This is a genomic window from Adlercreutzia sp. ZJ141, from assembly GCF_011038965.1.
In the GTDB taxonomy this organism is placed as follows: Bacteria; Actinomycetota; Coriobacteriia; order Coriobacteriales; family Eggerthellaceae; genus ZJ141.
This window is the reverse complement of the sequence record NZ_JAAKEB010000003.1, coordinates 24,603-39,958: the sequence shown is the minus strand read 5'-3', so window position 1 is coordinate 39,958 and position 15,356 is coordinate 24,603. Positions and strand designations below refer to the sequence as shown.

At 58.7% G+C, this 15,356-nt stretch carries 16 protein-coding genes; 1 reads left to right on the top strand and 15 read right to left on the bottom strand.

The genetic code is table 11. From position 1 onward, the window contains the following. Positions 1-17: 17 nt before the first annotated feature. From G7Y44_RS01595 to G7Y44_RS01565, 7 genes are all read right to left on the bottom strand, one after another. On the bottom strand, positions 18-557 hold the full coding sequence (locus tag G7Y44_RS01595) for a YceD family protein (RefSeq protein WP_165247027.1): 540 nt from the start codon (positions 555-557) through the stop codon (positions 18-20). Further along, the gene (locus G7Y44_RS01590; protein WP_165045838.1) at positions 557-1,027 is read right to left on the bottom strand and encodes an ATP synthase F0 subunit B; all 471 of its coding nucleotides are present in this window, start codon (positions 1,025-1,027) and stop codon (positions 557-559) included. The genes G7Y44_RS01595 and G7Y44_RS01590 overlap by 1 nt, the downstream gene beginning before the upstream one ends. Positions 1,028-1,337: 310 nt before the next feature. Beyond that, positions 1,338-1,823 (bottom strand): pantetheine-phosphate adenylyltransferase, encoded by a 486-nt coding sequence (gene coaD / locus G7Y44_RS01585; RefSeq protein WP_165045844.1) that lies wholly within the window; start codon positions 1,821-1,823, stop codon positions 1,338-1,340. Continuing rightward, a complete protein-coding gene (locus G7Y44_RS01580; RefSeq protein WP_165247025.1) occupies positions 1,820-2,410 on the bottom strand; it encodes an RsmD family RNA methyltransferase in 591 nt (196 codons plus the stop codon). The genes coaD and G7Y44_RS01580 overlap by 4 nt, the downstream gene beginning before the upstream one ends. Positions 2,411-2,413: 3 nt before the next feature. Beyond that, on the bottom strand, positions 2,414-4,630 hold the full coding sequence (locus G7Y44_RS01575) for an ATP-dependent DNA helicase RecG (protein ID WP_165247023.1): 2,217 nt from the start codon (positions 4,628-4,630) through the stop codon (positions 2,414-2,416). Positions 4,631-4,657: 27 nt separating this feature from the next. Further along, positions 4,658-6,295 (bottom strand): DAK2 domain-containing protein, encoded by a 1,638-nt coding sequence (locus G7Y44_RS01570; protein ID WP_165247021.1) that lies wholly within the window; start codon positions 6,293-6,295, stop codon positions 4,658-4,660. An 84-nt stretch (positions 6,296-6,379) separates the two neighbouring features. Beyond that, positions 6,380-6,727 carry an Asp23/Gls24 family envelope stress response protein gene (locus G7Y44_RS01565; RefSeq protein WP_165247019.1) on the bottom strand — a complete coding sequence of 116 codons (348 nt, stop codon included), beginning with the start codon at positions 6,725-6,727 and terminating at the stop codon, positions 6,380-6,382. Positions 6,728-6,955: 228 nt separating this feature from the next. On the opposite strand from G7Y44_RS01565, the gene rpmB reads away from it, so the two are divergent. Next, positions 6,956-7,147 (top strand): 50S ribosomal protein L28, encoded by a 192-nt coding sequence (gene rpmB, locus G7Y44_RS01560; RefSeq protein ID WP_165045852.1) that lies wholly within the window; start codon positions 6,956-6,958, stop codon positions 7,145-7,147. Between the two features lie 197 nt (positions 7,148-7,344). Here rpmB and G7Y44_RS01555 read toward each other — a convergent pair whose 3' ends face one another. The 8 genes from G7Y44_RS01555 to der all read right to left on the bottom strand — a co-directional run bounded on the left by G7Y44_RS01555 (position 7,345) and on the right by der (position 15,315). Next, positions 7,345-8,061, bottom strand: coding sequence for a zinc ribbon domain-containing protein (locus G7Y44_RS01555; RefSeq protein WP_165247017.1), 717 nt, complete (start codon positions 8,059-8,061; stop codon positions 7,345-7,347). A 67-nt stretch (positions 8,062-8,128) separates the two neighbouring features. After that, positions 8,129-9,115, bottom strand: a complete 987-nt coding sequence (locus G7Y44_RS01550) for a Nif3-like dinuclear metal center hexameric protein (RefSeq protein ID WP_241159132.1) — start codon at positions 9,113-9,115, stop codon at positions 8,129-8,131. Positions 9,116-9,171: 56 nt separating this feature from the next. Continuing rightward, on the bottom strand, positions 9,172-9,984 hold the full coding sequence (locus G7Y44_RS01545; protein ID WP_165247016.1) for a histidinol-phosphatase HisJ family protein: 813 nt from the start codon (positions 9,982-9,984) through the stop codon (positions 9,172-9,174). Positions 9,985-10,050: 66 nt separating this feature from the next. After that, positions 10,051-11,265 (bottom strand): cysteine desulfurase family protein, encoded by a 1,215-nt coding sequence (locus G7Y44_RS01540; protein ID WP_165247014.1) that lies wholly within the window; start codon positions 11,263-11,265, stop codon positions 10,051-10,053. A gap of 136 nt (positions 11,266-11,401) precedes the next feature. Further along, on the bottom strand, positions 11,402-12,118 hold the full coding sequence (gene rpe / locus G7Y44_RS01535; protein WP_165247012.1) for a ribulose-phosphate 3-epimerase: 717 nt from the start codon (positions 12,116-12,118) through the stop codon (positions 11,402-11,404). A gap of 94 nt (positions 12,119-12,212) precedes the next feature. Then, complete coding sequence (locus G7Y44_RS01530; RefSeq protein ID WP_165247010.1) at positions 12,213-13,214, bottom strand: NAD(P)H-dependent glycerol-3-phosphate dehydrogenase; 1,002 nt, start codon at positions 13,212-13,214, stop codon at positions 12,213-12,215. A 67-nt stretch (positions 13,215-13,281) separates the two neighbouring features. Continuing rightward, on the bottom strand, positions 13,282-13,992 hold the full coding sequence (gene plsY, locus G7Y44_RS01525) for a glycerol-3-phosphate 1-O-acyltransferase PlsY (RefSeq protein ID WP_165247008.1): 711 nt from the start codon (positions 13,990-13,992) through the stop codon (positions 13,282-13,284). A 3-nt stretch (positions 13,993-13,995) separates the two neighbouring features. Then, on the bottom strand, positions 13,996-15,315 hold the full coding sequence (gene der, locus G7Y44_RS01520) for a ribosome biogenesis GTPase Der (protein ID WP_165247006.1): 1,320 nt from the start codon (positions 15,313-15,315) through the stop codon (positions 13,996-13,998). Between the last annotated feature and the right edge of the window lie 41 nt (positions 15,316-15,356).

Sequence of the window (15,356 nt, the reverse complement as noted above, 5' to 3'; positions counted from 1 at the left end):
CGTACGGGCTGCGGTGCTTACTCGAACGTTAACCCCTTCAGTGCGGCGAAAGGATGCAAGGGATCCATGTCGTCGGCATCACATTCGCAGGGGCCCTCGTTGAGGTTCGCCCCGCACGTGCTGCACAGGCCCGCGCAGTCTTCAGAACACAGGGGCAAAAGCGGCATATCCATCAGCAGCGCCGCTTCGATAAGCGGTACGGCATCAATCTTGCCATCTTCCGGCAAGTGATCAAACTCATCGTCATCCATATCGTCGGGCGCCTCAGCGTCACCGATGACGAAGTATCCCTCAATTTCGCCATCAAGCTCGATTACCACCGGATCGAGACAACGCGCGCAGCTGGTGGTGGCTACACCTCGCGCCGAACCGGTTGCCAGCAGGGCATCACCGGTGTTCGTCAGGTCGATGCTCCACGCCACTGGTTTGTCAAAGCGGTAAGAATCCGGACCGGCTTCGATGACGTCAACAGGCCACTCTCCCTCAAAATGAGAGCTCTCCGCAAGGGCGAAGAGCTCAGAGGAAACCTGTATAACAACGTTTCCCTGCGCGGCCATTAGCGCCCCACAAGGGAATTCGCGTTCAAGCGGTCGCGACAACGGCGAACGTTGTTGAGCAGCGTATCGAGACTCTGCTCCACGTGCCCAAATACCTCATCGGCGTAATCTTCAGCGCCAGCACGCGTCTGACGCTCGAGTTCGCGGGCATCGGCCAGCACCTGGTCGGCCTGTTGCTGCGAGATGCGCACGATCTCCTGCTCGCTGGCGATGGTCATCGCCTGACTCTGAGCATCTTCAATCAGGCGGTTCGCTTCGGCCTCGGCGTCATCAAGCAAGCTCTGACGCTCGCGAACAATTTGGCGTGACTGCGCGAATTCGCTAGGGAACGTGTCGCGGATTTCATCCATGATCTCGAATGCGGCAGCAATATCGACTTGGCGCAAGTTGTTCTTGCCGAACACCGGCTTCGAGTCCTCGAGCAGAATGGAGAGCTCTTCAAGCAGCCCCAACACTCCTGTTTCGTCCATCGTCTTCCTTCCGTCCGGTATGCAGTGCGCATCTTCCAAGTCATGGCAAAGCCGCAAAGCGCGCATATTCAATCCGACATGATAACACGATCTCCAAAAAGCAGGCAAAAATTATGTTCAGCTCGTGAATTCCTCGCAAACTGGCCGCAATCTCAACGTAGTCTTGCAGACTTGCCCAGCTGATCAACAGATGACAACAGCGCTTTTCTCCAGAAAGTTGCGTCTAATGCAACTTAGAGGTGAGAATATGTTAAAAACAGCGAAGATGCTTCAAGAAGAAATCTTCTCTTACAGAGCACCGAAGCACCCCTTAGTGCATATCGGCGAAGCGGGCGATGAGCGCTTCGTGCACGCAGGTGGGTACGAACTGAGCAAACTCTCCGTGTAGGCTGGCTATCTCACGCACGATGGATGACGAAAGGTACATGTACTCCGGCGGCGACATGATGAACATCGTTTCTAGTGAACTATCCATCTGGTAGTTAAGTGCCGCCATCTGAAACTCATATTCGAAGTCGGTAACAGCGCGCAAACCCTTCACCACCACATCAACCTCAAGCTCGCGGGCCACATCGGCGAGCATGCCCTCAAAGGGTACAACTCGCACGTTGGGAAGGTGTGCGGTTGAGCAGCGCACAAGCTCGGCGCGCTCGGCAAGCGTAAACAGCGGCCCTTTCCGCTTGGAAGCTGCCACACCTACCACCACTTCGTCCATCAGCTGCGCTGCGCGCGTTATGACATCCAGATGCCCGTTGGTTATCGGGTCAAACGTTCCGGGAACTAAAGCTCGTTTCATTCTTGTGTCTCTCCATCAAACCGTATCATGTCAACCATGGTAGCACCATACTTCTTGCGCTGCGCGCGTTGCATCCCCAACACAGCAAGCGCTTCGTCGACAGCAGCAGCACTCGCCGCTGCATGCTCGTATACCACAAGCGCCCCAGCAGTTGCAACGCCTCGCTCACGCAAGCCCGACACCATCTGCAAAACCTCACGCGGCTCAAACGCATAGGGCGGATCGAGCAAGATCAGGGAAAACGGCAGGTGTGCGTACTTGGGAGGGTTCTTCATCACATCACCCCGCACGATGCGCACCCGGCGGGCGTCAAGCCCCAGCTTCTCGGCGTTAGCCGTTACAACTCGCACCGCCTCGGGCGAGGTGTCGTAGAAGTACGCCGTCTGCGCGCCGCGAGACACCGCCTCGAGCCCCAGCGCACCCGAGCCAGCAAACGCGTCGAGCACGACCTCACCCTCAAAACCGCCCAGTGCACTGTTGACTGAGCTCATCATCGATTCCCGCACACGATCAATGGTTGGGCGCGTGCCCTCACCTTTGGGTGCGCACAGCGGAAACCCCCTGAATTCACCTGCTATGATGCGCATCGATCAACCTCCTTGCACCGTTACACCGCCCGAAAACGCCATACGTGCCTCGCGGGCGAGTACCCGGTTCTCGGGCAACTCCAGCGTCGGATCCGCCTCCAGAATGGCCGCAGCATCAGCATGGGCCGCTTCGATAACCTTGCCGTCACGAACGACATTCACCAGCTTCAATCCCGACGCGCCATGCTGACGATTGCCTAAAATGTCACCTTCTCGACGCAGCGACAAGTCGAAAGCCGCCAGCTCGAACCCGTCATCGGTGCGCTCCATGGCCGAAAGCCTCTGCAACGCCGCGTCGCTTTTCGATGCCGAAATCAAGTGCACCTGAGCAGGCAAGCTCCCGCGACCCACGCGTCCCCGCAGCTGATGCAGCTGTGCTAGACCGAAACGATCGGCGTCTTCAACAATCATCACCGTGGCGTTGGGCACATCCACGCCAACTTCGATAACCGTGGTTGCCACAAGCACCTGAATGCGACCTTGGGAAAAGCCTTCCATAACCTGCTGTTTCTCGGCTGCTGGCATGCGCCCGTGCAACAGCGCCACCTCGTAGTCGACAAACACCGTCGAACTCAAGTACGACGCCTCTTGTACGGCAGCCGACACGTTGTCGCCGTCGAAGTCGGCGTCATCTTCGATGCTGATAGAGGCGTACTCGTAGGCTTCCTCGTCGATGGTACGGGCGGGCGCGCGAGACGCCTTCTCATCACGTACAGACGCATCTTGCCCGATGAGTGGACACACCACAAACACCTGCTCACCGCGGGACAGTGCCTCGCGCGCGGCGTCGTAAGCGCGCCCTCGGTCTGCTTTTTTATGCACGCTCGTAGTGCGCACCGCTGAAGTGTGCGGACGATTTCTGATGTAGGAAAGCGTTAAGTTGCCGTACAACGCCAGCGCCAGTGAACGCGGAATGGGTGTTGCCGTTAAGTACAGCGCGTCGGGAAGCTCACCTTTTTCCAGCAGCGTCCGTCGTTGGTCGACGCCGAAACGCTGCTGCTCATCGATGACCACCAGGCTAAGCGACTTCGGCACAACGTCGTCTTCGAGCAGCGCGTGCGTGCCCACCAGCACGTCGACGGTACCAGCCGCGAAACGCTGCAGTACGGCAGCACGCTCGGCTGCTGACGTCGAACCACACAAGAGCTCCCACGTGACACCCGCCGCATCAAACAGCGGCGCCAAACTTGCGGCATGCTGACGGGCAAGCACTTCGGTGGGGGCCATGAGCATGGCTTGTGTCCCCGTGTCGGCAACGGCGGCTAAAGCGAAGGCAGCCACTACGGTTTTACCAGTACCCACGTCGCCTAACAACAGGTGACTCGCCGCGCGAGGGGCAGCCATGCGCGCAAGAATATCGTCTTTCGCTTGGCGCTGCTCATCGGTAAGGTGAAACGGCAGCGCGTCGGCAAGGCGCGCCACGTGCACCCCGTCAACAACATGCGATGTGGCCGTACGCCCCTGTTCACGCTCGCGCTCCTGCGACATGAGCATAATCTCCAGCAACAGCAGCTCTTCGTAGACGAGCCGCCGACGCGCTTGAGCGACCTCGTCCATCGTATGAGGGAAGTGGATCGACCGCAGCGCTGCTTGTCTGCCCATGAGCCGATAGCGAACCCGAAGATCGAGCGGCAGCGGATCGTACGCACCTGCCGTCGCGGCGAGCGCGTTGCCAACAAGGCGCCGCATCCACGCTGCAGACACCTTCTCACATGCAGGATGCACGGGAATGATCTTGCCTTGAGCCTGATCGGAACCAGCAAGCACTTCAAGGTATGGGTTCGTCATTCGCTTGAAGCCATAGCCAAATTCGAGCTCTCCTGCTATGGCGATGCGGTCACCCGCTGACACCTGATCCATGAGCCATGGTTGGCGAAATGCCGTAACTATAAGCGTACCCGTACCGTCAACAACAGTGACCTCAACAAGTTGCAGACGCGGCTTCGGACGCTTCAGCTTGATAGCATACACCTGGCCCTCGATAGTGCACTGCTGTCCAACAACCGCTGAAGCGATGGTTTCTTTCGAAGACAGATCAACATAGCGCCGAGGGAAATGCGTAACCAAGTGGCGAATCGTGTATATACCCAGTTTTTCTAGCGCGTGAGCGCGGGTGGGACTCACCAGCCGAACACGCGTTACTGGTTCATCGAGTGTGATTGTGGCCGCCAAGCGATCGGGCGGGGTTGCAGCCCCGCCCGCATCAAACGATCTGTTCACCGAGCCCGGCAACCCCGCTGCACGCGTTTACTCGACCGAGAAGATGATCGGATACAACGGCTGCTCGCCGCGGTGGGAATCGATCTCGATATCGTCGTAAACGCCCTCAATGCGCTCAATCAGCGCGTCAAGTGCGTCATCGGAATAATCGGCACCAGCCAGCAGCGTGAGCGTGTCGGCGTCATCGGCCTCCATCGAACTCAGCAAATCCATCACAACGTCCTCGATAGACGCACCCACAGCTTCAATAGAACCGTCAGCGATACCGATAACGTCGCCGTTTTTGATGGGGTTGTCGTGAGCGTCCTTCGAGTCCTTGATGGCGGTAGTCACCTCGCCAGTTCTCACCTCGGCGTAAGACTGCGTCATAGCAGCAACGTTTTCCTCAAGCGTCGCAGTTTCATCGAAGCCGAACAGCGCGGCGAACGACTGCGGGACACTCTTCGTAGGAACCACCGCGCAGGGAACCTCGGACAGGCCGCACGCGCTCTGAGCAGCCATAACAATATTGGAATTGTTCGGCATGATAATGACAGCGTCGGCGTTTACCTTCGACACCGCATCAAGCAGATCCTTCGTTGACGGATTCATAGTCTGCCCGCCCGACACCACAACGTCCACACCTAAGCTCTTCAGAATGCGCGCGTTGCCCTCGCCGGCGGCAACCGCCACAAACCCAAAAGGTTTCGAAGGCTCGTCGGCCTGCTCGGCGGCAAGCTTGTCCGCACGCTCGGCACTTTGCAGCTGCATGTTATGAATGAACACCTCGGAAATCTGACCGCGCTCTAAGAAGTACGCGAGCACCTTGTCCGGCGTGTTGGAATGAACGTGCACCTTGAACTTGGGGTTGTCGCCCACACACAGCTCACAATCGCCCATGGTTGCCAAAAACTCAAGCGCTTCGTCTTTATCGAGCGTGTCGGAATCAACCAAAAACTCGTTGCAATAGCGATACGCACTACCCTCCCAGTCGTTGATCTGCTCGATCTCGACCTTGGGAGCCACGCCAGCACGCGCAAGCGCCAGCTCGTCAGAAAGTGGGCCTTCCTTGCCGGTAATCGCCGCAACAAAGCCATCGATAAGGATAGCCAAACCAAAACCGCCGGCATCAACCACGCCGTTCTCCTTCAACACGGGAAGAAGATCGGGCGTGCGCTGCACCGACGCGTACGCTTCAGCGACCAGATAGTCGAGCGCTTCAGGTGTGGACATCTTCTTCTTGCGAGCGCGCTTAGCTGCTGCAGCTGCATCGCGCAGCACCGTAAGGATAGTGCCCTCAACGGGCTTGCGAACCGCCTGGAACGCCACCTCAACCGCCTGAGAAAACGCCTCGTCAACGGTTTCGGTACTCAGCTCAGTTGCGTTGGCGGCTCCTTCGCACAACCCGCGCAAAATCTGCGAGGTGATAACGCCGGAATTACCACGCGCACCCATGAGCGCGCCGGTGGTAATAGCGCGGCGAACTTCAGCATTACTCGCGCCAATGGGCAGCTTCGACAGGTTGGCTACAACACTTTCCAACGTGAGCGACATGTTAGTACCCGTATCGCCGTCGGGCACGGGAAACACGTTCAGCCGGTTTATTTCGTCCTTGCGTTCGGAAAGCACCTTGCTTGCGGCCGCGATGGAGTTAAGAACCTCGTTCGCAGTATAGATGTCTGGCATGTCGGTCGATTCTCCTTGGTATTGGGTCGCATCCAAGCGCGCCGCCCATGCAGGGCAGCGCGCTTGGATGCACTCGAAAAACGTTTACTTACGCACCTTGACGCCCTGTACGTGAACGTCGATGCCGTCGATAGGAACGCGAGCGTACTCGTTCAACGCGAACGAAACCTGCTCGACAAGATTCTGAGAAACTGTCGCGATGTTCGTGCCATATTCGATGATTACGTACAGATCAACGTGCACACCTGCGTCGGTGGAAGCCACCGTCACGCCACGGCGCAAACGGGAAGCAGGCAAAAGCTTCGCGATACCGTCAGCTGCGGACGGAGCGGACATACCCACCACGCCGTAGCATTCCAGTGCGGCGTTGCCCACCATGTCAGCAAGAACGTCATTGGCGATATGGAGATCGCCGGCAATTGTTTGAATCATTGCAATCCTTTCGCGATGCAGGCGCACGAAGGCGCGCAACGGAAAACTTGCGGAAAGTATACCGCACCGCCGTAGTATCCGCTTCGTTTCGCATATTTCTACGCGAAGAGAAGGTATCCTCCACGAAAAAATCTTGCACTTCGTTTGCCAGACGTGCTATAGTGCAAAGGCTTTGTGTCACTAACGGCTTGCGTAGCCGTGCGTATGAACGTAGATGGAGTGAGAACGATGTCGAAGGTTTGTGAAGTTTGCGGCAAGGCCCCCGCTGCTGGGCGCAGCATCAGCCACTCGCACCGCGTGTCCAACCGCGTGTTCCGTCCGAACGTGCAGAAGGTCACGATCAGGGACGAAAAGGGTCACGTTCGCAAGGCCAACGTGTGCACCAGCTGCATGAAGGCCGGCAAGGTGGAGCGCGCGTAAATCGCAACACGCCTGGCCCGCTGCCATGAGGCAGCGCCTTATCTTTAAGGTTGCAAAGCGCCCAAGCATTTGACGTCACCACATTGGATGATTTCAAATACTTGGGCGCTTCTTGCTGCCCTGATCCTTCCCCAGAAGTACCGAAAACCTGTCATCAACAAAGCCCGGTCGCTTGCTACTGACACCAATAGCGAAAGCTATAAGACAAGCAATCGTTTGCAATGCGGGCATGCCGCCACATTACCCTCAGCCTTCATGGCAACCAAGCGGCCTGCATCGATGGAGTTGCGGCACACACCACACGAGCTGCCATTCAGGCGACCAACCGCAACGCCTCCCGACCGCGCAGCAACCTTCTCGTATTCGCGCACTAGTTCAGCAGGAAGCTGAGTGACGATAGCAGCACGCTCGGCCCGAGCTTTCGCGCATTTCTCCTTCAGTGCGCTCCCTTTTTCCACGAACTCAGCTGTTGCAGCCTCTTCCTTCGCGACAACATCCTGCATCATCTCGCGCGCTTGTGTTATCACGGCGTCTATCTTCTCAAGTTCGGCATACGCCTGCGTGAGCTTCTCATCAAGCGTAGCTCGGCGCTTCGCCGCGCCGTTGAGCTCCTTCGTACGCGCGCCGACACTGCGGAAATCCCCTTTCACGGCATCGATTTCCTGTTGCAGGCGCTGTTGCTTCTGCGCAAGCTTGGCGTCTTCTTCGCCGATACGCGATATCTCATCCTCGGATGCGCTCGCAAGTTCCGCGAGCTTGTCTAGTTTCGCGTTAAGCACCTGTTTTTTCTTCCGGCAGTCGGCAATGATTGCCCGCTGGGGAAGCTCGTCAAGCTGCTTTTGGGCGGCAAGCCCGCCAAGATCAACCTGCTGAAGAATCAGCAGCTTCGCCAAATCGTCAGTGGCTACGCGCATGGAGACATTCCTTTCGACGCGGTGGTTTGGTCAACTATACGACAAACGAAGGCGAATACAGGCGAGCTTACACGCGAACAGCTTCAGGGGTCGTCCAGTTGTGCGACTGGTCGATCATAATGATGTCGCGTTCGGGAACGCCCGCGTTCGCCACCGCATCAGCGAGCACCGCCGTAAGCGGAAGTTCGCTCACATCGTGGCCGAGCTCAATGATACTCAAGCCAGCACCCGATAAGTCGAGCGCCTCGTGATATTTTATCTCACCGCAGATAAGGCAGTCAGCCCCTGCCGCCCGCGCCGCGCGACCCACAGTGCCCGCCGAACCTGTTGTTGTTACCGCAGTGCGCACTGGGGAGGAAAGATCGCCCCACACGCGAGGTGGCCGGCCGAACACCGCAACGCAGCGCGAAGCCAAGCGGCCAAGCGTTTCGGGAGCGTCGTCTACCAAGGGAACGTCACACAGCTGGCCATAACCTCGCACTCGCGACGAACGCGACGGCTCGACAACACGGCCCGAAAACGCCAAGCCGAGCATGCCGGGCAGCACGCGCGCAGCACGCGGGCTCACGTCGAGCGAGGTATGGAAACACATGAGCGCAACCTGGTTTTGAATAGCCGCCCACACACCAGCACCAGAGCTTGCCGCCACCGAGCGCTCGGGGGCAAACGAGTCAGGTGCGGAAAGAAACGGCGGATGATGCGTGACGAGCACGTTCGCACCACTGACCGACGCTTCGCGAATGGCATCGACTGTTGGGTCGAGCGCCACCGCCACACGCGAGACAGGCAGCGCAGACTCACCCACCACAAGCCCTGTGCGGTCCCATTCCTCTGCGTCGGCAGCAGGAAACACCCTCAGCAGCTCGGCCGCAAGCGTACCCACTGTATGTGCACGGACAGTTCGCGCCATAGCGTGTGCCGGCCGCTTTGTGAGAGCCGTGGGTTCTGTGGTGACATCCGTCCCCCGCGTGGCATCGTCGAGGTGCGATGCGTCATCGCGCGCATTCTCACTACTCTTCGGATTCTCTTCGTCTCGCTTGCCGTGCAACGTCATACTCACCAGCCCCTTTCCCAAAACCGCAAACTACGCATGATGCGCCCACTTCGTATTTACTCGATGGTAATGGTTCGGCGGTCGCCTGTAGCCGTCGGAACGGTAACAACACGGTAACCTGCCTCGTACATATAGGCATACGCATGCTCGATATCGCGCGCAACATTCTCGGGTTTGTGCGCATCGGTTCCCACCGTACACGGAACGCCCGCGCGGCAAAACTCGCGCAGCAGTTCGGGCGCGGGGAACATCTGCGCGCAGGCGTAATACGACCCCGACGTGTTCACCTCAACCATCTTGCCCGCCGCCGCGCACGCTTCGGCCATTTGCTGATAGAGTGGCGTCAGATCAAAGGATGGGTAATAGGCGAATTTCTTGGCCAGATCGGGATGAGACATAGCGGTAAAAGGCACATCCGACGACACTGCTTCACACCACAGCTCAACATAGCGCCGCCAGATGCGCTCGGGCGCGCCTGGTTGCTCCCACGCATCGCGCTGAGCAGGATCATCAAACGCCCACCGGTCCACGAAGTGAACCGACAGCAACACATGCACAAACGGATCGAAGTCGGCTGACACGAGGTTGCGATCGTCATCCGTTCCCAGCCAGTCAAGCTCGCAGCCGGTGATGATCTCAAGAGAAGGATGTGCCGCCCGTGCTTCTTCAACCGCTCGCAGGTAGTCAGGCATGCGCTCGGCCGGCACTGACAAGTAGCGGTCGGGATCGAAGGCCGACGTCAGCGGGAAATGCTCGGTGAATGCCAGCGCACTCATACCTGCTGCCTCGGCCGCAACGGCGTATTCTTCCACCTCACCTTCGCCGTGACCACAGTACTTGCTATGGCAATGCATGTTGATCAGTTCCATGCTCGCTTTCTCCTTCCCTTTGTTTCGATGATGTCATGTGTGAGTATGCCAAAGTTTGCCAAAGGGTCACCTGATTACACGTGGCAATGCCGCTATCAGGGCCTCTACGTCGCGCTCGGTGGTATAGCGCCCTAGCGAGATACGAAGCGCCCCCTGCGCGGCATCGGCGGAAACGCCGCAGCTGGTGAGCACGTGGCTGGGCGCAAGCGAATGCGACGAGCACGCCGAGCCGCCCGACACCCCAAACCCCAGCGCGTCGAGCCGCAAGATAAGTGTCTCGCTTTCCATGCCGCGAACCAACACGTGCACGATATTTGGCAAGAAGCGCTCGCTTTGCAAGGGAACCTCAACAGTAGGCATAACGCCGTCCATAGCCGCAAGCTCCGCATACAGGCGGTCGCGCAGCGCACACAGACGAGCAGATTCACTCACTTGCATGTTCACCGACGCTCGCAACGCCGCAGCGAACCCAACAATGCCAGCGACGTTTTGCGTACCACTACGACGAGCCGATTCCTGCCCGCCGCCAAGCAGCTGCGCTTCAAAGGGCGTACGTGTCTTCAGGTACAGCGCACCTACACCCTTCGGACCGCCCACCTTGTGTGCCGAAAACGACGCAGCATCGGCACCGATGTCCTGCATGCTTAAGGGCAACTTTCCTACCGCCTGCACCGCATCGGTGTGGAAGAGAGCGCCGCCATCGTGCGCCGCACGCGCAATGTCACACAGCGGCTGCACACTACCAAGCTCACTGTTCGCAGCCTGCACTGACACGAGCACTGTCTGCGGGCCAACCGCATCGCGCACAGCCTGCGCACTCACGAACCCTTGCCGATCGGGGCGAACGTAGGTTACACGGAAGCCCTGCGTCTCAAGCCGCTTGGCAGGCTGCAGCACCGCGTCGTGTTCGATAGCGGTGGTCACGATGTGCGGGGCCTCGCCGCGCGCGGGGTCGATATGACGCGCGTGTGCGGCACCGTGCGCTATTCCCACAAGCGCGGCAACATCGGCCTCGGTTGCCCCCGACGTAAACACCACTTCGTCGGGACGGCGCGCGCCGATGTCGGCAGCTACGCTCTTGCGTGCACGTTCCATCGCCTCAAACGCCGCGCGCCCCGGCGAATGGAGTGAATTGGCATTGGCACCCACGATCAAGTTGGCTCGGCCAGGCACCTGGTAGGCTGCCATAGCACAGGCAGCCTCGTCACACAACGGCGCAGTGGCCGCGTAGTCGAAATACGCGTAATCGTCGGTGGTCAAATCGCTCGTTGAACCGGTCATGCGAAATGCAAACCTCTTTCTTCCCAATCGTCGGGGGGGTGGCAGGCGCCACCTGCGCTCGCCACCCCCCGTTTTCCGCCCTCGTTTTCTGCTGCGCAGCAATGACCCGTAAACGAAGGCGATGCTCCCGTGAGCGCTACCCTTCCAGCGCTGCCATGCGGGCCCTGTCGGCCACGCGACACACCTCCTGCAACGCCATTGCTGGGTCGTCGGCTGCAAACACCGCATTGCCACATACCAGCACGTCAGCACCAGAAGAGGCGACGAGCGGTGCCGTACGCACACCAATGCCACCATCAACCTGAATCAGCGGACGCACCCCCGCCTCGCACGCAAGCGCAACGACTTCAGCCACCTTAGCATCGGAGCCCTCAATGTAGCTTTGCCCCGAAAAACCAGGTTCGACACTCATGACGAGCACCATGTCGAGATCGGAAATAATCGGCGCGAGCACAGCCGGCGGGGTGCACGGCTTCAGCGCTACGGCCGCCTTGCACCCCGCAGCGTGAATGGTGTCTGTTGCCTCTTTTAGCTGCGAGCCGTAGAGTGCCTCGGCGTGCACGGTGACAATACACGAACCTGGATCAGCGGCACCCTGCAACGCATCCAGAAACCAAGGCAATTCGCGTAGGGGGTTATCGATCATCAGATGAACATCGAGCGGAATGTGCGCCAGTTTTGCAAGTTGCTTGAGCACCGGCACGCCAATCGTGAGATTCGGCACGAAATGGCCGTCCATCACATCAACGTGCACAAAGCCCGCTCCAGCGTCTTCAATGAGCGCAATATCGCGGCCTAAGTTCATGAAGTCGGCAGATAAGATAGACGGTGCAATTCTCACCGGTTCGAACATAGCGTAAACCTTTCCTTGGGTTTCTTCAGGCAGTTTCTTGAGACGGTTTCCTAAGACATTTTTCTAAGACGGTTTCTTTAAGGCCCCAGCCAACCTACAGCCCGCAGAACTCGGTTGTCAAAGGACGCGCCATGAGCGCACGGGATATCTCGCGAGCGTCGGCTTTCTCCCAAATAACCTTGCGTACAACGTCGGTAATGGGAAGCTCGACATCGTATCGCTTCGACAGCACCTCAAGCGTCTTACATGCCAGCGCCCCTTCGGCAACCATGTGTGTTTGCGCCGTGAAGTCGTCAAGTGTGCCTCCTTCGGCAAGCAGTTTGCCGAATCGACGGTTGCGCGAATGCTCCGACGTACACGTGGCAATAAGGTCGCCCGTGCCCGCCAGCCCCATGCAGGTAAGCGCCTGCCCGCCAGCTTTCACTACCAGTCGGCTCATTTCGGCCTGACCGCGCGTCATGAGCATTGCGGCCGTGTTGTCGCCAAAGCCCAGGCCGTACGACACACCCACGGCAATAGCGATGACGTTCTTGAACGCAGCGCACAACTCAACGCCACACACATCGTCGCTTACGTAGGTGCGGAATGCATCGCGTGCGAACAGCTGCTGGAATAGCTGCGCAGTCTGCTCCGATTCGCTGGCAATAACCGTGCCCGACGGAATACCACGCACTACCTCTTCGGCGTGGTTCGGACCAGACAGCACCGCCAAGCGAGCGGCGTTACCCATTTCCGACTCAAACACCTCAACAGGTAGCATGCCGCTGCCGTCCTCAACACCTTTCGAGCAGATGACAACCGGAAACTCGTCATCAATCACGTCGGAAAGTACCCGGGCGACGCCGCGCATCAAGTTCGACGGCGTGACCACTACCACCGCCCGCGCACGCAGCAGTGCGTCGCGATACGACAGCGTGGCAACAATGTTGTCGCTCAAGCACGCATCGGTTAAATAGCGCGGGTTGCGATGCTCGGTGTTGATCGTATGCACAACTTCGGGCTTGCGCGCCCACAGTCCCACGTTGTTCCCATTCTGTGCCAGAAGCTGCGAGAGTGCCGTCCCCCACGATCCGGCTCCGATGACTGCGACTTTCATCTCTCACCTTCCCAACGGCCCGCCACCTACGGCTTGCCTATCTGCCAACGTTGCTGTTGAACCCAGTTTACGCGGCGCTCCCGTTCGAGCTGCCTGTCGAAGTTCCCCCGTTCGGGCCTTGCGGCTTTTTCGCCCCCACCTTACGCTCGGTGCCGGCTCGCAGGCGGGCAATGTTTCCGCGATGCGCCCACACCACGGTAACAGCCGCAAGTGTTACCAACGCGATAGCAACCCACTGCCCCGACAAAAACCAGCACGCCAAAAACGGACAAATAACGGCGGCTGCCAGCGATCCCGCCGACACGTAGCGTGTGGCTAGCACCAATACCGCGAACACCAAAAGCTCAATGATCGCACCCACAGGACCGAACACGAAGAACAAGCAGCCGATGGCCACCGCGATACCCTTTCCGCCCTTAAACTTGAGCCACGGACTGAAGATATGTCCCCACACACAACCAAGCACGGCCGTACCCAAACACAGCGCACAGGCAACGTCGGCACCGGCGGCGCTGGCCGCCTGCACATGCGGTGCTACAAACGTCGCAAGCGCACCCGAAAGCAGACCCTTGCCGAAGTCGAGCACGAACACCGCACTGCCGCCAACTTTGCCCATCGAGCGCATGGCGTTAGTGGTTCCGATGTTTCCCGAACCTTCGTTGCGAAGGTCTTTATGGAAGAACAACCTCGACACCACAACGCCCCAGGGAATCGATCCCAACAAGAACGTCACCGCGAACAGCGCCACCAACAGCACCACAGCATCAAAGGAGAGCATGGACTAATCCTTCTTCTTGAACTTCATGATTATGGGTGTGCCGGTTAAGTCGAAGTGTTCACGCATGCGGTTTTCCAGATAGCGCCGGTAGTTGTCGTCCACGACGTCGGGGCGGTTCACGAAGAACGTGAACTGGGGTGGGCAGGTGGCTGTTTGCGTGATGTATTTCATACGCAGGATCGTCTTGCCCTTGCTGACAGTATGCCCCGTCTCGCGGATTTCCTGCAGCCATGCGTTTAGCTTGCTCGTGGGAATGGTCTGGCTGTAGCTTGCGTAGGCCACATCAATTGCCTCCCAAACGCGATCGACGCGCTTGCCGGTAAGCGCCACCGTAGAAACTACCGGCGCGTAACCCACGAACATGAGACGATCGTCAATGCGTTCGCGAACCTTCTCCTTCGCCTCGGGTCCCTTAACAAGATCCCACTTGTTCAACGCGATAACCATGGCGCAACCGCGCTCGGCGGCATAACCTGCAACGCGCTGGTCTTCGTTGGTAAGGCCCAGTGTGCCGTCGATGACCAGGATAGTCACGTCAGCGCGATCGATGGCACGCATGGCGCGCACGAAGCCGTAGTACTCCACGTCTTCGTCGATCTGACTCTTGCGGCGTAGTCCCGCCGTGTCAACAATGGTGTAGCGACGCCCGTCATGTTCAACAAGCGTGTCTATGGCGTCGCGCGTGGTGCCCGCAACGTCGCTTACGATGGAGCGATTGCCGCACGTCATACAGTTCGTCAGCGACGACTTCCCTGCGTTCGGGCGTCCGATGATGGCCACGTTTATGCCGGAATCCTCTTCCTCGTGGGCGTCGTCAAGATCGAGCTTGCGCAGCTCGTCAACCACGGCGTCGAGCAAGTCACCGGTACCGTGCCCGTGAGTGGCAGAAACCGGCCACAGATCACCAAGCCCTAACTGGCAAAACTCCCACATGTCATCTTCGCGACCAGGCGTGTCCAGCTTGTTCACCACCACGAACACCGGCTTGTCGCTGCGGCGCAGAATGCGCGCGACCTCTTCGTCGTCGGCGTTGATGCCGGTGCGGCCGTCAACGACAAACAAAATGACGTCGGATTCATGCGTCGCATTGAACGCTTGGTTGCGAATGGACCCCTGAAATGCGTCGTCATCTCCCATTTCGATGCCACCGGTGTCCACCAGCTTGAAATGCACACCGTTCCAGTCGGCTTCGTGGTACGACCTATCACGCGTGACGCCGCGCATCTCGTGAACGATGGCCTCGTCGGCCTGGGCTATGCGGTTCACGAGCGTCGACTTACCAACATTCGGGCGGCCAACCACTGCTACAAGGGGCAATGCCATGGTTCGATCCTTTTCGATATCGGATGACAGCGCCTTGCATG